Genomic DNA, 17,497 nt, shown 5'->3' on the forward strand with positions numbered 1-17,497 from the left:
CTTGGGATTGTTCCAGGGTCCCGCGCTATTTTTTGCCCTTGTCACGGACCGCCGCCACCGCCAAGACAAGGAGGGTGACAATCCAAGTCGCCCCACCGATCGGCGTGATGGCGCCGGCGACACGGGGTGCACCGAGGGCCAGGGCATACAAGCTTCCGGCAAAGAGCACGGTCCCGGCCAAGAGCGCCCATGCGCCGCCCCGCTTCGCCTTGTCCGTCAGAAAGGGCATGCCGAACAGGGCGAGCACCGCGACCGCGACACCCATGTGGTAGCTCTGGCCGACCCGCCACACCTGGAGTTGGTCGGGGGCAAGACGTTCCTGGAGCGCGTGGGTGCCGAAGGCGCCCAACATCACCGCCAAAGCCAGGTTAGCGAAGGCCACGCCGGCCGCCGCCCTCATGGCCTCTCCATCGCCGCCGCGACCATGCGGTGGAACTGGTGGACGCCGCCTTCACGCTGGACGGAGTACCGCCCCCGGTCATAGAATCGGGACCTCAACCCCTTCTGGACCATCTCGACGACCGCCTCGTCCTCGCGTTCGACGCGGTCCAGAGCGGAACCGGCCCCCTGGTCCAGCTTGCCCTCGTCCCAGACAAACGGAAGAAACGAGACTTTGGTGAGGGAGGGGCCGAGGGGGCGGACGACGTTCACCGAGAGTCCCCACGGATAGAAATTGAGCATCAGGTTGGGGAAGAGCCAGTAGTAGTACGCCCCGATCCGCCTTCCGTGGTCGGGAGACCCGGCGGGGAGGTCGAAGCAGGGCTCACCGTCTCCGGCGACCCCCAACTGGAGGTTGCCATGGGCGAAGAGCTCGGTGGTGTACGCCCCGTAGTCGAGGGTCGAGTTCAATGCCGCGTGGATGTAGGGGATGTGGAAGCCTTCCAAGTAGTTGTCGACGTACAGCCCCCAGTGCGCCTTGACCAGGTAGTCGCGGGCGCGGGAAGGGGCGAAGACGAACTGCTCGACCGGCATCCATCCGACACGCTGTTCCACCGCCTGGAAGACGTCCGGCAATGCGTCCTGGGGTGCCAGAGAGGTGAAGAGGAATTGCCGCCAGAGGCCCAGCGGCACTTCCTGGAGGTCGTCGGCGGGACAAGGGAACCCCTCCACTCCCTCAAACTCGGGCATGAACGTGCATTTCCCGTCGAGCCCGAACCGCCGACCGTGGTAGCGGCAACGCAGGCTGCGCTCGTTCCCGGCGCCTTCGCAGACCAGGTTGCCGCGATGGGTGCAGACGTTGCTCAGACACCTCACTGTGTCGTCCATGTCGCGGGTCAGGAGCAGAGGCTCGTCGAGGCATCCTTCAAGGAGAGTAAAGGGAAAAACCTGCCCGGGGACCTTGACCGCCTCGGCCGGTGACACCCACTGCCAAGTACGGGCAAAGACCTTTTCTTTGGCCTCTTCAAACACCGCCGGGTCGGTGTAGAACGCGCTCGGAAGAGTCGAGGCACGGCACAACTCCTCGGCGACTTCAAAGCGACGCATGAAGTGAGGATACCGGGAGGCGCAGTTCGTCCGGGAACCGTGTCGGTCTCACCGGCCTCGGCGACGCATCTTCCGTTTGTCGACTCCGATCCGGCCCTCGCTGAGGCCCATCGTCTTACGTAGTTCGGCGATTTCGTCGCGGACCGCCGCGGCTTTCTCGAACTCCATGGCGCGGGCCAGGTCTTTCATGTCCTTCTCCAGCTTGTCGATGAGCATGGGGATGTCTTCGACCCGGATCGGGCTGCCGGCCTGGCCCGCCTTGGCTTCACCTTCGACACTGTACTGGGCGACGACTTCGGCCACCGCGTCGTAACTTCGGACGGTCTCGCGGACTTCCTTCAGGACGGTCGTCGGGGCGACCCCGTGGGTGTCGTTGTAGGCCTGCTGGACGGCCCGGCGTCGGTTGGTCTCCTCGATGGCCCGCTCCATGGAGCCGGTCACCGTGTCGGCGTACATGATCACCTTGCCGTCCACGTTGCGGGCGGCGCGGCCGATGGTCTGGATCAGCGAGGTCTCCGAACGAAGGAACCCTTCCTTGTCGGCGTCGAGGATCGCCACGAGGGTGACCTCGGGAAGGTCGAGGCCCTCGCGGAGGAGGTTGACGCCGATGACGACGTCGTAGACGCCAAGGCGTAGGTCGCGCAGGATCTCGGGCCGGTCCAGGGAATGGACTTCGCTGTGGATGTAGTTCACCTTGACGTGGAGGTCCTGGAGGTAACCGGTCAAGTCTTCGGCCATCCGTTTGGTCAGCGTGGTCACCAGCACCCGCTCCTTCTTGGCGACCCGCGTCTGGATCTCGCCGATCAGGTCGTCGATCTGACCCTTGGTCGGACGGACGACGACTTCGGGGTCGACGACGTAGGTCGGCCGGATGACCTGCTGGACGCGGTTGCTCTCGTGCTCGGTCTCAAAGGGGCCGGGCGTGGCCGAGACGAAGACCACCTGGGGCACCCGTTCCAGAAACTCCTCGAACTTCAGCGGCCGGTTGTCGAGCGCGCTGGGCAGCCGGAAGCCGTAGTCCACGAGGACCGACTTGCGCTGACGGTCGCCGTTGAACATCGCCCTGACCTGGGGCAGCGTCTGGTGTGACTCGTCGATGAAGACCACCGCGTCTTTGGGCAAGAAGTCGAGGAGGGTGTACGGAGGTTCCCCGGTCTTGCGGCCGTCGAAGTAGCGCGAGTAGTTTTCGATGCCGTTGCAGTAGCCGACCTCGCGGATCATCTCCAGGTCGAACTCGGTGCGTTGCCGGAGCCGCTGGGCCTCAAGCAGTTTGTTCTGCGACTCAAAGAGCGCGACCTGCTGGGCGAGTTCCTCCTGGATCTGCTCCAGCACCATGTCGATCTTTTCAAACGGGGTGACGTAGTGGGTGGCGGGGAAGACGCTGCACTTGGTCGGCTGGTCGATGACCTCCTGGGTCAAGGGATCGACCAGGCGGATCCGTTCGATGGTGTCGCCAAAGAACTCGATCCTCGTGACGATCTCCTCGTCTTTGGGTTGGATCTCCAGCAGGTCGCCTTTCACCCGGAACGCGCCGCGGTCCAGGGCGACGTCGTTGCGGACGAACTGCATGCGCACCAGCCTTTGGAGCACTTCGTCCATGGGGTACTCCACGCCCGTCTCGAACGTCACGACCGAGTCGGCGTAGACGTCAGGCGAGCCGATGCCGTAGATGCAGCTGACACTGGCGACGACCACGACGTCCCGCCGTTCGAGCAGGGCCTGGGTCGCGGAGTGGCGCAGACGCTCGATCTCCTCGTTGGTGCTTGAGTCCTTGCTGATGTAGAGGTCGGTCTGGGGGACGTAGGCCTCGGGTTGGTAGTAGTCGTAGTAACTGATGAAGTACTCGACCGAGTTCTCGGGGAAAAACGCCCGGAACTCCTGGCACAGTTGAGCGGCCAGGGTCTTGTTGTGGGCCATCACCAAGGCAGGTCGTCCCGACTGGGCGATGACGTTGGCCATCGTGTAGGTCTTGCCCGTGCCCGTCGCACCCAAGAGGGTCTGGAACCGGTATCCCGAGTCCAGACCGTCGAGCAGGCCCTCGATCGCCGTGCCTTGGTCACCCTTGGGGGTGAAATCCTGGCTCAGCGCGTAGGGGGCGTCATAGCGGACGATCGTCGCAGACATAGGCCTGCGAACATCATACGCCGAATCGAGTAGCCATGTGTCTACGGCCCTAGCAAACTACTTCTTCGTGTCGATAAGGGCGCGGAAGGTGACCTTGCCCCGTTGACAGGCCTCGCTGATCATCGACCAGTAGATCCGTCCGTCGACGATGTCGACGTCGCCGTTGGTCTCGATGACGTCGCCGTTGAAGCCAAGCGACGAGGTGACTTGCATGGGGCCGGCCTTCTTCTCTTTTTCATCGGGGGGGCCGGCAGGCGGCTCGACCTCGGTCTTGTCGGCGAACGGGCTGTTCTCGATGACGTCTTTGGCCAAGGCGCGTGCGGCGTCCTTGCGTTGGGACTCGGACGACCCTAGCTTGTCGGCCCGGAGTTCGTCGAGCGTCTGTTGGAAGAAGGCGGTCCGGAGTTCGCGCAGGGTTTCCTCCGGACGAAGGACCAGGTCAAAGAGCCTGGGCTTGTTCGGCCCCATAAGCTCGGCCCACAACCGGTCCATCAGGCGGTCGACCAACTTGTCGGTCTGGGCGTCGGTGAGATTGAGCGCGGCAAGGCCCTTGGCGACGCTTGCCTTGAATTTGGCCCGGTTCTCCTTCTCCTTGGCTTGGTCTGGCAGTTCACCCTTCCAGGTGTAGGTCTCTTCGTAGAGCATCTTGCCGTCACCCTGGGGGGTCCACTTCACCGCGCAAGAAACCGCCACCTTGTCCTTGTAGCCGAGGGTGAAGTCCTCACCGCCTGGTTCACCCGATGCGAAGGACCGGGTGCCCATGTAGACCTCGTCGGACTTTTCTGTCTTGGTCTCCGTTTTCCAACCCGGGCCGGAAAACTTGACGAGGTCGGTGATCTTGTCCTCGGGGCTTGCTTGGTTGGCGGCAAGAGACCGGGCGACGCGGACGTGCCTCGACCACGATCCGTCGGGATGGAGGTCGGTCCCGGCGGTCAGGCGCGCGCACCCGCCGAGGGCGAGCGCCGAAGCGAGGAGCAAGGCGACGTGTTTCATAGGCTCAATGCCTCAAGACGGGTGGGGCGGGCCGCCGGCTTCAATCCCGACGGAATCCCTTGCCCCGTACCTCGGCCGCCTCGGTGACGACCATGAAGGCGTCTGGGTCGGCCTCACGGACGACTTGGCGGAGCCAGCCCACCTCCGCCTTGGTGACCGCGACCATCAGGACGTGCTTGGCTTCGCCGGTGTAGCCGCCTTGGGCGGGGAGGACGGTGGACCCTCGGTCCATCTCCTCAGTCACCCGGCGCTTGAGCTCGGTGGGCTCGGCACTGACAATGAAGGCGGCCATCGAAGGGGTCAACCCGACCAGCACCCGGTCGGCCGCCACCCTGACCAGGACGGCCGACAGAATGCCGAGAAGGACCTTGTCGAACGGGAAGACGGCCGCCCCGGACAGGATCGTGCAGGCGTCGAAGACGAGGATGACCGCCGGCACCGACGCGGGCACCAACTTCACCACCATCGGAGCGACCAGCGAGTAGCCGCCGACCGAGCCTCGACCGACCAGCACCATGCCGAGCCCAAGGCCGTAGAGCGAACCGCCGAACAGGGCGGCAAGCAGGGGGTCATGGGTGAGGACGGGGAGCTTGGCGGTCACAAGGACCGCCAACGGCAAGACAAACGAGCCGATGAGCGAACGGACACCGACCGCCCGGCCGAGGACCAGGAAGCCGAGGGCCAGCAGGGGGATGTTGACCCCCCACTGGAAGTAGGCCGGCTCCCAGCCGAGGGACTTCTCCAAGATCGTCGAGACACCGACGATGCCGCCCGCGACCAAGCCGTTGCCGTTGAGGAACAGGCGGAACGACAGGGCCATCACGGCGCATCCCGCGACGATCAGGGGGACGTCCCAACGACCGGGCCGGCCGCCGGCCTGGCGCATGGTCGCGATAAGCCGTTTTTGGGCAGTGGCGGACACGGCCGGAGTGTATCAGCGACCCGGGCGGCGTCCCGGCCGTCACCCCTGTACTTTTAGTGGAGGTTCGTGCCAGCATTGTTACTTGAGTCCGCGTGGACTCACGGAGGAGCACAATGAAGAAGTCTCTGATATTTCTTTCCCTCGCCGCCCTTGCCGCCATTTCACCGGCGTCCTTGATCGGCGTCTTTGATTTCAACGACACCTTGAACCCCTCGTTTGCCAAGTCGGCCGACACGAAACCGCTTGAGTTCTACATGGGGGGAGGCGACCCGACGTTCCAGCCGGGCGGGCCGACCTACGCGACCGACATGGTCGGGGCGACGAACAAGCGGGTGGCCCAGTTCGCCAAGACACAGGGCTTCCGTTCCGACCACGGTATCCCGTCCAATGGGGGCGGTTCGTACGGCAACGTCTACACGATCCTCTTCGACATTATGCTGACCGACACCAGCGGAGGTTGGGCGAGCTTCTACCAGACCAGTGCCAACAACTCAAACGACGGCGACATGTTCTTTCAGGGTTCCGGCGGCGACGACGGCAATCTCGGGATCAGTGGCGACTACGGTTCAGCGAACTTCTCCATCCTGAACGCCTGGCACCGGGTCGTCATGACTGTCGACCTGACCCACGACACCGACACCATGAACTACTACGTTGACGGCACCCTGGTCAACTCGGTCGATGTCGCGGGCGGCGTCGACGGAAGGTTCGCGCTCTACACCACCGGCGACGGTGACAGCGACGGCGACAACCTTTGGTTGCTCATGGACGAGAACGGCGACAACGGCGCCGGGTCGATCAGCCAAGTCGCCTATTGGGACAGTGCCCTGTCGAGCGACGAAGTCGCCGGATTGGGCCGGGTCGGCGAGTCCTTGAACCCCGTCCCCGAGCCCGCGACGATGGCGGTGCTCGGTGGGTTGGCCCTGCTCGTCGCGCGCCGCCGCCGCTGACGACAAGTGGTGCGTGGGAGGGGGCGTAATGTCGGCTCCCCCCACGCGCCCACCCGCTGGGCCGGTGCAACGGCAGCACCCGCCCCCTCGTGGTAGATTCCGAACCGCATGGACGCCACCCGCGAGATCGAGGTCCTTGTCCGGGCCAAGTACCCCATCGTTTCCATCGTGAGTTGGGAAGAACGGCGCGTCGAGGCGGCCGTCGCCGACGTCGCCAAGCGGCTGGGCCGCGACGTCCACACCTGGAGCGTCACCCAGGGCATGAGGCCGGCGGTGAGCCGCCCCGGGGCTGTTCCCAAGACGAGCAACCTGCCTGGCGAACTGGAAGCATTGGCCCAGGTCCACGAAGCTCCCGAGTTCACTCTGTTCGTCCTCAAGGACTTCCACCCTTACATGAAGGACGCGCGGGTGGTGCGCCTCCTCCGCGATCTGGCCGCGCGCCTACGCACGCGGAGTCAGACCTTGATTCTCATTTCGCCGGTACTCACCCTGCCCACCGAGTTGGAGAAAGACCTGACCGTCATGGAGTTCCCTCTGCCCACCGCGGAGGACATCCAGAAGCAAGTGGACGACGTGATGGCGGCGATGAAGGACAACCCCAGCGTCAACGTCGAACTCAAGCCCGAGGAACACGAGGCCCTCGTCCGCAGCGCACAGGGCCTGACCGCCGACGAGATTGAGAGCGCCTTGGCGCGGAGCCTGGTCGAGGCGAAGAGGCTCGTGGTCGACCAGATCATCGAGGAAAAGAAACAGATCGTCCGCAAGACGGGGATCCTTGAGTTCTATCCCAGCTCCAGCAACCTGAAGGACGTGGGTGGTCTTGACTTGCTCAAGAACTGGCTCACCACGAGGACGAAGAGCTTCAGCGACGCGGCCCGAGAGTTCGGTATCCCGTGGCCCAAGGGCATCCTCATCATCGGCGTCCAAGGAGGCGGCAAGTCGTTGGTGGCCAAGGCGGTCAGCACGTCCTGGAACCTGCCGATGCTTAAACTCGACGTCGGGCGGATCTTTGGCAGCCTGGTCGGCCAGAGCGAAGAGAACATGCGCCGGGCTATCCGCATCGCCGAAAGCCTGGCCCCCTGCGTCCTGTGGATCGACGAGCTGGAAAAGGGCTTCGCCGGGGTCAGCGGCGGTGTCAGCGACAGCGGCACGACCGCCCGGGTCTTCAGCACATTCCTCACCTGGATGCAGGAAAAGACCAAGCCGGTCTTCATCATCGCCACGGGTAACGACGTCAGTGCCCTGCCGCCGGAACTCCTGCGCAAGGGCCGGTTCGACGAGATTTTCTTTGTCGACCTACCCGACCAAGACGAGCGCGCCGACATCTTCCGCATCCACCTGGCGAAAAGGGACCGCGACCCCAAGAAGTTCAAGCTGGCCGAACTGGCCAAGGCCACCCATGGGTTCAGCGGGGCGGAGATCGAGCAAGTCGTCATCGGGGCCCTCAACGAGGCGTTTTTCGACGGCAAGGAGCTGACAAACAAGTACCTGCTTGACGAAGCCGGTGCCCAGGTGCCGCTCAGCCGGATGATGGCGGAAGACATCGAGGCCTTGCGCGAGTGGGCCAAGCTCCGGGCGAGGCCCAGCGCCAAACACGACGCCGACCACTGACTGGCACAATAGCCGTAGATGGGCCGCACCCTTCTGGTCGGTGACTGCCGCTGGAGCTGGCGCGACTGGGCCCGCGAGAACGCGGCGGGCCGCGACCTGCTCGTGCTTGACCCGTCGGTGGCCGACCACGGCCCGGCCACCCGACTCCTCCTCGTCCGGGCCGGCAAGGTGGCGGCATGGGCGCACATCGGTTCGCCAGACCCGTTTCGTGACCCGGTGGCCCTCTTGGCCGGGGCCGCCCGGCTGCTCGGACAAGCGGACGCGGACGCGGTCGTCCAGATGTTCCCCTGGCGTTCCTCGCCGCTGGGCCGGCACCTCGCCTTGAACCTGGCCACGATGGTCGCTCCCAGCAGGGTCTTGGTGCCGGAGGGGTCGGGGCTGGCCCACCAGCCGTGGCCGGTCGGCGCGGAAGGAGTCGACCTCCCCGAGGCGTTTCCGCCCGTCGTCCAGGAAGCCCAACGCCGCGCCCAGTGGTTAGACCTGATCGAGCGGGCGGAGAAGCACAGCGTCGACCTCGACCAAGTCGTGGTGGTCGGTTCTCGACTGGGTAGCGGCGAGGTCGTCGACGCCGACCCCTACACCGAGGTCTGCGGTGGGGCCGCCCTGGTCGTCACCAACGACCCGATGGGTGACGCCGAGGTGGGAAGGGTGATGGACTCGGTCCAAGCCGACCGGTCGGTCATCGTCTCCCCCGACCGCTACGCGGGCTTGGTGTGCAGCCTCGCCCGTCAGGACGGCTCCGACTTCGGCCTTGGCCTAGTCTCTTCGCTCGACCTCGTCCGCCGGGTGGTTCACGTCCGCGCTTTGGCCGTCGCCCCGGCCCCGGTCCGCATCTTGAAGGTGGGGACTCTCCGGGTCGACAGCCTAGGCAAAGAGATCGAAGACCTCAAACCATGGGCGGTATAACGAAATGATGCGTCTCTTCCTTGTGCGCCATGGCCAGACGGCTTGGAACGCCGACGGCCGCGCCCAAGGTCACAGCGACGTCGAGCTCGACGAGACCGGCCTTGCCCAGGCCGAGGTGCTCAAGGGCGCCTTGGTCAGCATTGGCCCCAGACGGATCCTGTCCAGCAACCTGAAGCGTTGTGTCCAGACCGCCCGGCCGTTGGCCGAGGCCACAGGCGTCGAAGTCGTCGAGCGTGAGGCCCTTCGCGAGCGGACTTTCGGTGTGCTCGAGGGCAAGCACTACACTGACCTCCGGTTCTGGTTCCAAGCGGAAGCCCGGGCCCAGGGCCTGACCGAGTTCGAGTTGCGGCCCGACGGAGGCGAGTCGGTGAAAGACGTGTGGAAGCGCCTGGCCCCGGTCGACCGGGAGATCAACCGGGGCACCGAGACCACCGTCGTCGTCGCCCACGGCGGGACATGCGCCCTCCTGCTGGCCCGGCTGGTGAACGCCACCGTCGAATCGTCGCGCAGTTTCCGGTTTGACAACGCCTCGGTCACCGAGTTGGTGCGCCGGCCAGACGGCCACTGGCAGTTGATCCGCTACAACGACACCAGACATTTGGCCGGAGCCCGATGAAGGCTTGGTTGGGCCGCCACGGGGCCGCCCTGCTCAGCGCCGTCTTGACCGGCCTGGCCTTTCCGCCGTTCAACGTCTTCCTGCTTGTCTTTGTCGCCCTCGCCCCGTGGCTCGCCAAGCTGCGCGACCTCGACGCAAAGCAGTCCTTGGCGTCGGGCTACCTCTTCGGCTTCTTCTACTACCTCGTCCAGATGTTCTGGGTCCAGCAGTTTGTCACCGACTGGATCCACAAGCCCGCCGTCGCCGTCGTCCCCTACCTCGTCACCGCCCTGCTCGGCGGCTTGTTGGTCGCCCCGGTCGGGTGGTTGGTCAACCGGTGCTGGGCGGTCGGCCGGCCGTGGATGGTTCCCCTTGTCTGGGCGGCGGGCGAGGGCTTCCGCGCCTACGTGCCTGCCCTCGCCTTCCCGTGGGGGCTGCTGGGCACCCCGATGGCGCGCCTGCCCTGGCTTGTCCAGCACGCCGCGTTCGGGGGCGTGTTCCTGGTGTCGGCCTGGGCGGTCGTCGTGAACCTCTTTGTGGTCCACGCCCTCTTCGCCGACAAGGAGGCCAAGAAGGCAATGTCCGTGCGGCAGGCTTCGGTCCTCTCCCTGCTGTTCTTTGCCGTCTTCCTCGCGGGGTTGCTCCGGATGTCCAACCTGCCCCCGACAAAGAAGCTGGTCGCCACCCTCGGCCAGCCGGGAGTCGACATGGCCTTCACCAAAGGGGTCGAGCGGTGGCAGAAGTTGGGCGCCGCCGCGGCGGCGACGATGGCGACCGCCGAGTCCAACGGCAGCCGGCTCGTCGTGTTCCCGGAAGGGTTCGGCGAGATGACCGACGGCGACACCCCGGTCAGCGGCGTCGGGCCCCGGCCGCCGCTGCCCACCATCCTTGGCTCGCACCGTTCGGACGGGACGAAGACGTACCAGACCGCTTGGCTCTACGACGGCAAGTGGCAGAGGGCCGACAAGACCAGGTTGGTCATCTTCGGCGAGTACGTCCCCTTCCGCGACTCACCGCTGTTGGCCGGGTTCAACTTGCCGACGGCGGACATCTCGCCCGGTGACAAGGTGGTGACGCCCACCATCGACGGAACCAAGGTCGGCACGCTGGTGTGCTTCGAGGGCGTCTTCCCCGACCTGAGCGAGATCCACGCCCGCAACGGGGCGCAGCTTCTTGTCCAGATCAGCATCGACGACTGGTACATCAAGACCCCGGCATGGGAGCAACTCTGGATGTCTTCTGTGTACCGGTCGATCGAGACCGGCCTGCCCCTCCTGCGGGTGGGTGGCGAGGGCATGACCCTGGCGACCGACTGCCGAGGCCAGGTGATCGTCGCGGCCAAGCCCTTTGAGCAGAAGGCGCTCCGTGTCGAGGTCGCCGTCCCCGACCACTCCGACGCGTTCCCATACAAATCCGCGTTCCTGTGGCTGTCGTACCTGGTCGCCGCTTGGGTCGCCGTGGAAGGGTCCTTGGCGGGTCGGAAGAGGACCGAGAAGTGAAGGGGGCCGTCCTTTTCGACCTGGACGGCACGCTCACCGACCCCTCCCCCGGGATCACGCGATGCGTCAACCATGCGCTCGAGCGGCTGGGCGAACCGGCCCGCGACCCAGACTCCTTGTTGTGGTGTATCGGCCCGCCCCTGCGGGCGTCGTTCGAGACCCTTGTCCCCGGCCGAGCCGACGAGGCGATGCAGTTCTATCGGGAGCGGTTCGCAGACGTCGGCATGTTCGAGAACAGCGTGTTTGAAGGGGTCCCCGAAATGCTGGACGACCTGCGCCGCGACTCGGTCCTCTTCGTCGCGACATCCAAGCCGACCGTTTACGCCACGAAGATCATCGACCATTTCGGCCTGTCGGACCGCTTCCGGGCGGTCTACGGGTCGGAACTGGACGGGACGAGGAGCAAGAAAGGCGACTTGGTTCGGTATGTCGCGGACACCGAGCGCCTTGTCCCCGGTGACGGCGTGATGGTCGGCGACCGCAAGCACGACGTGCTGGGGGCGCGGCAAGTCGGAATGCGGAGCGTGGGAGTGCTCTATGGGTTCGGGACCCGCGAAGAGTTGGTCCAGGCCGGGGCGACCCAGACCTGCGGCTCACCCTCCGAGGTTCCCGGGGCAGTCCGGTGCGTTCGGTTGGCTTAGGGCCCGCCCAGCTTGACGCCGGACGGGCTTGGCCCGTGTCAGGGTTTCTTGCTCTCCAAAGCCTTCCGGACAAGCTCCAGCTTGGCCTCGGCGGGGAGGTCAGGGTCGCCCATGATGCGGTCGACCGCGTCGTCTCCGTCCAGGTATTGGGCCAGCTCAGTGGACGCCGCGCGTCGCTCCTCGGGGGTCACGTCGTCATGGACGTCGTCGTCCTCTTCGTTTCCGGGCCGGTCGTCATGGTCGGACACCTGGTTCAGCCGGGCCGAGACGAGTTTGGTGATCATTTCACCGGGAAGGAACGGGGCCAGAGCGACGAGGACGTGGCCGGGGATCCGGGCACCGCTCTTGATCTCGCTTTCGACCAGCCTGGCGAGGTCCTCACCCCGCGTGAACGGGGCGAGACCCATAAGGACGTTGTAATCGAAGTCCCCACCGCGCCGTCCCTTGCCCTTCCGGTCGGGCTCGCCCGCGTCACCCTTCAGGGTGGCGAGGAGCAGTTTGCACTCCACGGCGAGTTCGTCGAACGTGGTGCTTTCGGGCAGTTTGCTGAAGACCCCTTCGGGGACGACGTCCTCGTCGACAAGGACGGCAAGGGCCTGGTTATAGCGGCGGACGGCGGTCGCCTGTCCGCCTGCCATAGACCCGGTCAGGCTGGCGTGTTCGGCCAAGTCGGCCAGTTCGCGCAGGAGGTTCTTGAAGATGTGCAGTTGGGTTTCGCTCATGGGTTGTCACCGAGGTCGGGGAAGCGTCCGCGCAAGGCGCGACGGGCTTCATGGAGGCGCCACTTGACCGTGGTCACGGGAAGGTCGAGGAACAAGGCCGCTTCCGCCACACTCCAGCCTTCGATATAGACGAGGCGGGCGCAGACGGCCTGCCGTTCGTCGAGTTCGTCGACGGCCCGGTCCACCGGGCCTGCGTCCAGGCTGGCGTCCACGCTTGCCCACGCCGCATCCGACATCGTCCGGCTTGCTTTGACGACCAAAGCGTCGAACTCGTCGAGGGAGTGCGTCGGCTTTCCGGCCCGGTAGGCCCGGCGGGCCTCGTTACGGGCGATCGCATGGAGCCAAGGGGCGAACCGGTCGGGACGCCCCAGGCTGCGGATGTGGCGGAAGGCGGCAAGAAAGACCGCTTGTCCCACGTCTTCACATATGTCCTCACTGTCAAGGAGAGACCGCACGACGGCACGGACGGCCGGCCGGAACCGGAGCACCAGGGCGTCAAACGCCCGGACGTCTCCTTTCTGAGCGGCCAAGACCCAGGCAGTCACCGTGGTCTGGTCGGTCATCAGGTCTCCGTCGGACATCCGCTGCGCGCCTCTCGGGAATCCAGACCCCGCCGGTGCGCCACCGGATAGTTGGTCCTATTGTGAGGGGCCCATGAACCGATAGGGGCCCTGGTGGACGCCGCTTTCGGTGATGATCGCCGTGACGAGGTCACCGGGTGTGACGTCAAACGCGGGGTTCCAGACCGGGCACCGGTCTGGCCCGACCGGGACGCCGTCCACGTGGGTGACTTCGGAAGCGTCCCGCTCTTCGATGGGTATCCCCGCCCCGGTCGGGGTGGAAGGGTCAAGGGTCGATGTCGGGGCCGCCACCGTGAAGGGGACGCCAAAGTGCCGGGCGAGGACGGCCAAGGTGTACGTGCCGATCTTGTTGGCGGTGTCGCCGTTTGCCGCGATCCGGTCGGCTCCGACGACGACAAAATCGACTTCGCCCTTGGACATCAGGTATGCGGCCGCCCCGTCGGGGATGACTTGGAACGGGATGCCGTCGTGCATCAACTCCCACGCGGTCAGGCGCAGACCCTGTTGGCGTGGCCTGGTCTCGCAGGCGAAAACGTGGCGGACCTTGCCCTGGGCATAGGCGGTGCGGACGACACCAAGGGCCGTTCCGTGGCCGGCCGTGGCGAGGGAGCCGGTGTTGCAGACCGTCAGGACCCGCGCCCCCTCCGGGACGAGGGCCGCGCCGTGCCGACCGATCGCCTGGTTCATGGCGAGGTCGTCCGCCTCGATCCTTCGCGCGACCTCAAGGACGGCGGAGGGGTCCCATGGGGCCTGGTCGGTCTGGTCAAGCGCCCAGAAAAGGTTCACCGCCGTGGGCCGCGAAGCGGCCAACCCGGCGCGTGCCGTGGCACGATCCGCTCCTGCAAGGGCGGCGAGCGCCATCCCGTATCCGGCGGCGACCCCGATGGCCGGTGCACCCCGGACAGCCATGTCGCGCACCGCGGCGGCGACTTCCTCCCAGGTGCGGAGTTCCAACCAGGTCTCCGTGCGGGGCAGCACCCGTTGGTCCAGCATCCTCAGGACGCCGTCGTCCCACACCATCGGCCTCAAATCCATCGGGAGCAGGGTACCAGCGGGTCTTCTCGGCCGTAAGAGACTAGAGGATGCGGGTCCTGATCTTTGAAGACAACCTGATGTGGAGTGCCCGGCTCCGCGACTCGGTGCGGTCGCTGGGGCACGAGCCCGTCGTGGTGGACAAGATGACCGGCGGTCTGCCGTCGGGCGAGGTGGCCATCGTCAACCTCGGTTCGGCCCGTCTGCCTGCCGCCGAGCTTGTGCCCCGTCTGAAGTCGGCCGGGGTGCACGTCGTCGGGCATGCCGGGCATAAAGAGCGTCCTTTGGCCCAGTTGGGCAACGACCTTGGTTGTGACCAGGTCGTGAGCAACAGCACGATAACGTTTCACCTGGCAAAAGTCTTAGAAATGCACACGTAATTTCACCAGAGTGGACCATTTTCCTTTTGTTTTGGCACAAGGCCCGGTGCACAATCTGCTCACGACTGGAGAGGAACAAGTCGTCATCCTGATCTCGGGACACGCCACATTCAAGCGTGTCCCTATTTTTATGTCTGACGTGATTCAGTAGACTGACGGCAATGGACAAGTTGGTGCGCGACGCGGCCGCCGCTTTGGACGGCCTCCTTTTCGACGGGATGACCATCATGTCCGGGGGCTTTGGCCTGTGCGGGATCGCGGAGAACCTGATCCTCGCGATCCGGGACAGCGGGGTCAAGGACCTCACCGTCGTGAGCAACAACTGCGGGGTCGACGACTTTGGCCTCGGCCTCTTGCTCCAGACACGGCAGATCCGCAAGATGATCTCGAGCTATGTCGGCGAGAACGCCGAGTTCGAGCGGCAGTTCTTGTCGGGTGAGCTGGAGTTGGAGTTCAACCCCCAGGGCACGTTGGCCGAGCGCTGTCGGGCCGGCGGCGCCGGCATCCCCGCGTTCTACGTCAAGACCGGGTATGGCACGATGGTGGCCGAAGGGAAGGAGACCAGGCAGTTCGGCGGCGAGTGGTACGTCATGGAGACGGCCCTCCGCGCCGACCTCAGCATCGTCAAGGCATGGAAGGGTGACCGTTGGGGCAACCTGGTCTTTCGCAAGACGGCGCGGAACTTCAACCCGATGATGGCGACTGCGGGCAAGGTGTGCGTGGCAGAAGTTGAAAACCTGGTTGAAGTCGGCGAGCTAGACGCCGACTCCATCCATACTCCCGGGATTGCGGTCGACCGCATCCTCCAGGGGCCCAAGTACGAGAAGCGTATCGAGCGGCGGACGACGCGCCCTCGGGAAGCTTAGCCCTTGCGGCGGCGCACGAGGAGCGCCAAGCCCCCCAGCGCGAGCAGTGACGTCGGCTCTGGCACAGACTCCAGCGACAGGTTGACGGCCGTGCTGTCAAAGACGTAGCCGTTGCCATTGGTGCCGACGGCGACGTCGACCGTGTCTCCCGCCGACAACGACAAGGGAGCAACATATCCCGTGGTCGGGGACGACGAGAAGGAGTTCACGACGCCGCTGAAGACAAGCACGTTGTTGTGCGAGACGTGGACGTCCGTCGTTGTCGGGCCTACGTTGTCCACACCGAAGAAACCCGCGCTCAAATTGTAGGTCGCCGTCGTCGGCGCCGTGAACCGGAGGACTGCGTATTGGGCGTTGGGCCCAGGGTGCATCCAGAGTTGAGCCGCAGGAACGACCAGCGTGCTGAACGTCACGCCACTGACCGTGTCGTAGACGCCCAGTGAGTCGATTCCCGTGAACCAGCGGTCATAGCTGCCCGTCGATGTCTGGTCGAAGCTCGTGAACGAGCCTCCCAGCGTGTTTGCGTAGCCGTACGACCAAACCCCGTTGGGATTGGTGGCCAGGGAAAAATCAGTGTGGGCGTCGTACACGGTTGCGAACGACGACAACGGGCTCAGCACGAGTGCTGCGGCAAGGATTCTTTTCAAGTTGCTCTTCTCCAAGTCTCATGCCCGGACAACGGGCACGTGAGATTATGTTCAATAAGACATGGCTAGTAAACCCGTTGAAGTGCAAGGTCAATTTGAACCCGGACAAAAGGGTGTCGGGCCGCAAGAGAAATGAGCATGTACGGCTGGGTCAAATCCAACTTCAACCTGTGTCCAGCCTGTCGTCAAAGTTTTCTCAAATTCGTCGCAGCCGTAGCGACCGGCGGCCCACTGCGGTGGGCAAGACATTTGTGGGCCGGGACCGGCGCGCCGGGCTAAACTGAGGCATGCCTTTGACGCGAGACCAAATGGCGGCGCGCGCGGCGCTTGAGTTGCGTGACGGGTACTACGTGAACCTCGGGATCGGCATCCCGACGATGGTCGCCAACCACATCCCACCCGGCGTCGAGGTGGTGCTCCAAAGCGAGAACGGCATGCTTGGCATGGGGCCCTTCCCCTACGAGGGCGAGGAAGACCCCGACCTCATCAACGCGGGCAAGCAGACGACCACCCAGATCCCCGGCACCGCGTTCTTCGACTCCGCCACCAGCTTTGCCATGATCCGGGGTGGACACATCGACCTCACCATCCTGGGGGCGATGGAGGTCTCTGACCACGGTGACCTCGCGAACTGGATGGTGCCAGGAAAGATGGTGAAGGGTATGGGCGGCGCGATGGACCTGGTCGCGGGTGTGAAGCGGGTCGTGGTCGTCATGGAGCACACCAACAAGGCGGGAGAACCCAAGATCCTGCCCGAGTGCACTCTGCCCCTGACCGGAAGGAACTGCGTCCACTTGATCATCACCGACCTGGCGGTGTTTGAGGTCGGACCGACGGGCCTGACGCTTGTCGAGCACGCCGCCGACGTGACGGTCGAGGACGTCCAAGCGAAGACGGGGACGCCCTTCGTGGTTTCGCCGGCCTTGAAGCAAATCGCGGTTTAAGGTCAAAACCACCCGTCGCCCGCGATAAGATGGCGGCAGGAAACGCTATGCAGGCCCCTCCGCCTCCTCCCATGCCACCCCCAGGGGGGCCGTACCAAGCCCACCCGAGCCTGACCGGACGGCCCCGCCTCCCTTCCGCGACGCTGGAGGAGCTGCGCGCCGCCGCCGCAGGAAAGCGGCTCGGGGCAAGGATCGCCTTGGTGTACGTGCTGATACCGCTCTTGCTCTTTGTCGCGGGGGCGGCCGTCAGTCCCCCGGGCGGCGGGTTCTGGCCCTTGGTGCCTGCGGGAGTGGCTCTGGTGGTCGGCCACGTCTGGTCGGCGTTCCTTGTCCGGGAGATGCTGGTCAAGCTCGACCCGCTCTGGAGGTCGTCGGCCCGGTGGGCGACCCCTGGGCTGGTCATGGGGTTGTTGCTCCCGGTCACCGCGGTTTGGTTCGCCGCGATCGTGGACATGCTCAGCGGCATGTATTTCAAGGAGAGGAAATTCAAGCCACGGATCGCGGGACCGAAAGACGCGGAACTGGTCGCCTGGGCGGCGGCAAACCCTGTCGCGCCGCAGGCGCCGCCTGTGCCATTTCAGTGACGGCTTTGTGTTTGT

At 65.2% G+C, this 17,497-nt stretch carries 19 protein-coding genes; 10 read left to right on the forward strand and 9 right to left on the reverse strand.

All coding sequences use genetic code 11. From position 1 onward, the window contains the following. Positions 1-25 precede the first annotated feature (25 nt). Genes KF857_08670 through KF857_08690 form a run of 5 tightly spaced genes read right to left on the reverse strand, consistent with a single transcriptional unit; the run spans position 26 to position 5,524 of the window. Positions 26-400: a DUF423 domain-containing protein gene (locus KF857_08670; protein ID MBX3112067.1), complete on the reverse strand. Its 375-nt coding sequence runs from the start codon at positions 398-400 to the stop codon at positions 26-28. Next, the gene (locus KF857_08675; protein ID MBX3112068.1) at positions 397-1,485 is read right to left on the reverse strand and encodes an aromatic ring-hydroxylating dioxygenase subunit alpha; all 1,089 of its coding nucleotides are present in this window, start codon (positions 1,483-1,485) and stop codon (positions 397-399) included. The genes KF857_08670 and KF857_08675 overlap by 4 nt, the downstream gene beginning before the upstream one ends. 48 nt (positions 1,486-1,533) lie before the next feature. After that, positions 1,534-3,609, reverse strand: a complete 2,076-nt coding sequence (gene uvrB / locus KF857_08680; protein MBX3112069.1) for an excinuclease ABC subunit UvrB — start codon at positions 3,607-3,609, stop codon at positions 1,534-1,536. A gap of 57 nt (positions 3,610-3,666) precedes the next feature. Then, positions 3,667-4,602: a hypothetical protein gene (locus tag KF857_08685; protein ID MBX3112070.1), complete on the reverse strand. Its 936-nt coding sequence runs from the start codon at positions 4,600-4,602 to the stop codon at positions 3,667-3,669. Positions 4,603-4,642: 40 nt separating this feature from the next. Beyond that, positions 4,643-5,524: a YitT family protein gene (locus KF857_08690; protein ID MBX3112071.1), complete on the reverse strand. Its 882-nt coding sequence runs from the start codon at positions 5,522-5,524 to the stop codon at positions 4,643-4,645. Positions 5,525-5,637: 113 nt separating this feature from the next. Here KF857_08690 and KF857_08695 point away from each other — a divergent pair, with 113 nt between their 5' ends. The 6 genes from KF857_08695 to KF857_08720 all read left to right on the forward strand — a co-directional run bounded on the left by KF857_08695 (position 5,638) and on the right by KF857_08720 (position 11,726). Beyond that, positions 5,638-6,474: a PEP-CTERM sorting domain-containing protein gene (locus KF857_08695; GenBank protein ID MBX3112072.1), complete on the forward strand. Its 837-nt coding sequence runs from the start codon at positions 5,638-5,640 to the stop codon at positions 6,472-6,474. Between the two features lie 108 nt (positions 6,475-6,582). Next, positions 6,583-8,085, forward strand: coding sequence for an AAA family ATPase (locus KF857_08700; GenBank protein ID MBX3112073.1), 1,503 nt, complete (start codon positions 6,583-6,585; stop codon positions 8,083-8,085). An 18-nt stretch (positions 8,086-8,103) separates the two neighbouring features. After that, positions 8,104-8,991, forward strand: a complete 888-nt coding sequence (locus KF857_08705) for a hypothetical protein (GenBank protein ID MBX3112074.1) — start codon at positions 8,104-8,106, stop codon at positions 8,989-8,991. 7 nt (positions 8,992-8,998) lie between these two features. Further along, entirely contained in the window at positions 8,999-9,607 is a 609-nt protein-coding gene (locus tag KF857_08710) for a histidine phosphatase family protein (GenBank protein MBX3112075.1), read from the forward strand. Then, on the forward strand, positions 9,604-11,085 hold the full coding sequence (lnt, locus tag KF857_08715; GenBank protein MBX3112076.1) for an apolipoprotein N-acyltransferase: 1,482 nt from the start codon (positions 9,604-9,606) through the stop codon (positions 11,083-11,085). Before KF857_08710 ends, lnt begins: the two co-directional genes overlap by 4 nt. Continuing rightward, the gene (locus KF857_08720; protein ID MBX3112077.1) at positions 11,082-11,726 is read left to right on the forward strand and encodes an HAD family hydrolase; all 645 of its coding nucleotides are present in this window, start codon (positions 11,082-11,084) and stop codon (positions 11,724-11,726) included. Before lnt ends, KF857_08720 begins: the two co-directional genes overlap by 4 nt. A 38-nt stretch (positions 11,727-11,764) precedes the next feature. Here the strand turns inward: KF857_08720 and KF857_08725 are convergent, their stop codons facing one another. From KF857_08725 to mtnA, 3 genes are read right to left on the reverse strand one after another with little or no spacing between them, the layout of a single operon-like run. Beyond that, entirely contained in the window at positions 11,765-12,448 is a 684-nt protein-coding gene (locus KF857_08725) for a hypothetical protein (GenBank protein MBX3112078.1), read from the reverse strand. Then, positions 12,445-13,029, reverse strand: a complete 585-nt coding sequence (locus tag KF857_08730) for an RNA polymerase sigma factor (protein ID MBX3112079.1) — start codon at positions 13,027-13,029, stop codon at positions 12,445-12,447. Before KF857_08730 ends, KF857_08725 begins: the two co-directional genes overlap by 4 nt. Before the next feature lie 57 nt (positions 13,030-13,086). After that, entirely contained in the window at positions 13,087-14,064 is a 978-nt protein-coding gene (mtnA, locus tag KF857_08735) for an S-methyl-5-thioribose-1-phosphate isomerase (protein ID MBX3112080.1), read from the reverse strand. Positions 14,065-14,111: 47 nt separating this feature from the next. Between mtnA and KF857_08740 the strand changes: the two genes are divergently transcribed. Then, positions 14,112-14,441 carry a hypothetical protein gene (locus tag KF857_08740; GenBank protein MBX3112081.1) on the forward strand — a complete coding sequence of 110 codons (330 nt, stop codon included), beginning with the start codon at positions 14,112-14,114 and terminating at the stop codon, positions 14,439-14,441. 161 nt (positions 14,442-14,602) lie between these two features. Then, positions 14,603-15,307, forward strand: coding sequence for a CoA transferase subunit A (locus KF857_08745; protein MBX3112082.1), 705 nt, complete (start codon positions 14,603-14,605; stop codon positions 15,305-15,307). On the opposite strand, the gene KF857_08750 is transcribed toward KF857_08745, so the two are convergent. Further along, entirely contained in the window at positions 15,304-15,954 is a 651-nt protein-coding gene (locus KF857_08750) for a PEP-CTERM sorting domain-containing protein (GenBank protein ID MBX3112083.1), read from the reverse strand. The genes KF857_08745 and KF857_08750 overlap by 4 nt on opposite strands. A gap of 287 nt (positions 15,955-16,241) precedes the next feature. Between KF857_08750 and KF857_08755 the strand changes: the two genes are divergently transcribed. Both KF857_08755 and KF857_08760 read left to right on the forward strand, forming a co-directional pair. Further along, positions 16,242-16,898: a CoA transferase subunit B gene (locus KF857_08755; GenBank protein ID MBX3112084.1), complete on the forward strand. Its 657-nt coding sequence runs from the start codon at positions 16,242-16,244 to the stop codon at positions 16,896-16,898. A gap of 71 nt (positions 16,899-16,969) precedes the next feature. Next, positions 16,970-17,482, forward strand: coding sequence for a hypothetical protein (locus KF857_08760; protein MBX3112085.1), 513 nt, complete (start codon positions 16,970-16,972; stop codon positions 17,480-17,482). Positions 17,483-17,497: the final 15 nt, after the last annotated feature.

The sequence above is a fragment of the Fimbriimonadaceae bacterium genome (assembly GCA_019638795.1).
Classification (GTDB): Bacteria; Armatimonadota; Fimbriimonadia; order Fimbriimonadales; family Fimbriimonadaceae; genus JAHBTB01.

Excerpts from the sequence above, each read along its gene's own strand:
- KF857_08670 (MBX3112067.1), bottom strand. The coding sequence starts at position 400 with ATGAGGGCGGCGGCCGGCGTGGCCTTCGCTAACCTGGCTTTGGCGGTG.
- KF857_08675 (MBX3112068.1), bottom strand. The coding sequence starts at position 1,485 with ATGCGTCGCTTTGAAGTCGCCGAGGAGTTGTGCCGTGCCTCGACTCTT.
- uvrB (MBX3112069.1), bottom strand. The coding sequence starts at position 3,609 with ATGTCTGCGACGATCGTCCGCTATGACGCCCCCTACGCGCTGAGCCAG.
- KF857_08685 (MBX3112070.1), bottom strand. The coding sequence starts at position 4,602 with ATGAAACACGTCGCCTTGCTCCTCGCTTCGGCGCTCGCCCTCGGCGGG.
- KF857_08695 (MBX3112072.1), top strand. The coding sequence starts at position 5,638 with ATGAAGAAGTCTCTGATATTTCTTTCCCTCGCCGCCCTTGCCGCCATT.
- KF857_08700 (MBX3112073.1), top strand. The coding sequence starts at position 6,583 with ATGGACGCCACCCGCGAGATCGAGGTCCTTGTCCGGGCCAAGTACCCC.
- KF857_08705 (MBX3112074.1), top strand. The coding sequence starts at position 8,104 with ATGGGCCGCACCCTTCTGGTCGGTGACTGCCGCTGGAGCTGGCGCGAC.
- KF857_08710 (MBX3112075.1), top strand. The coding sequence starts at position 8,999 with ATGCGTCTCTTCCTTGTGCGCCATGGCCAGACGGCTTGGAACGCCGAC.
- lnt (MBX3112076.1), top strand. The coding sequence starts at position 9,604 with ATGAAGGCTTGGTTGGGCCGCCACGGGGCCGCCCTGCTCAGCGCCGTC.
- KF857_08725 (MBX3112078.1), bottom strand. The coding sequence starts at position 12,448 with ATGAGCGAAACCCAACTGCACATCTTCAAGAACCTCCTGCGCGAACTG.
- KF857_08730 (MBX3112079.1), bottom strand. The coding sequence starts at position 13,029 with ATGTCCGACGGAGACCTGATGACCGACCAGACCACGGTGACTGCCTGG.
- mtnA (MBX3112080.1), bottom strand. The coding sequence starts at position 14,064 with ATGGATTTGAGGCCGATGGTGTGGGACGACGGCGTCCTGAGGATGCTG.
- KF857_08740 (MBX3112081.1), top strand. The coding sequence starts at position 14,112 with ATGCGGGTCCTGATCTTTGAAGACAACCTGATGTGGAGTGCCCGGCTC.
- KF857_08745 (MBX3112082.1), top strand. The coding sequence starts at position 14,603 with ATGGACAAGTTGGTGCGCGACGCGGCCGCCGCTTTGGACGGCCTCCTT.
- KF857_08755 (MBX3112084.1), top strand. The coding sequence starts at position 16,242 with ATGCCTTTGACGCGAGACCAAATGGCGGCGCGCGCGGCGCTTGAGTTG.
- KF857_08760 (MBX3112085.1), top strand. The coding sequence starts at position 16,970 with ATGCCACCCCCAGGGGGGCCGTACCAAGCCCACCCGAGCCTGACCGGA.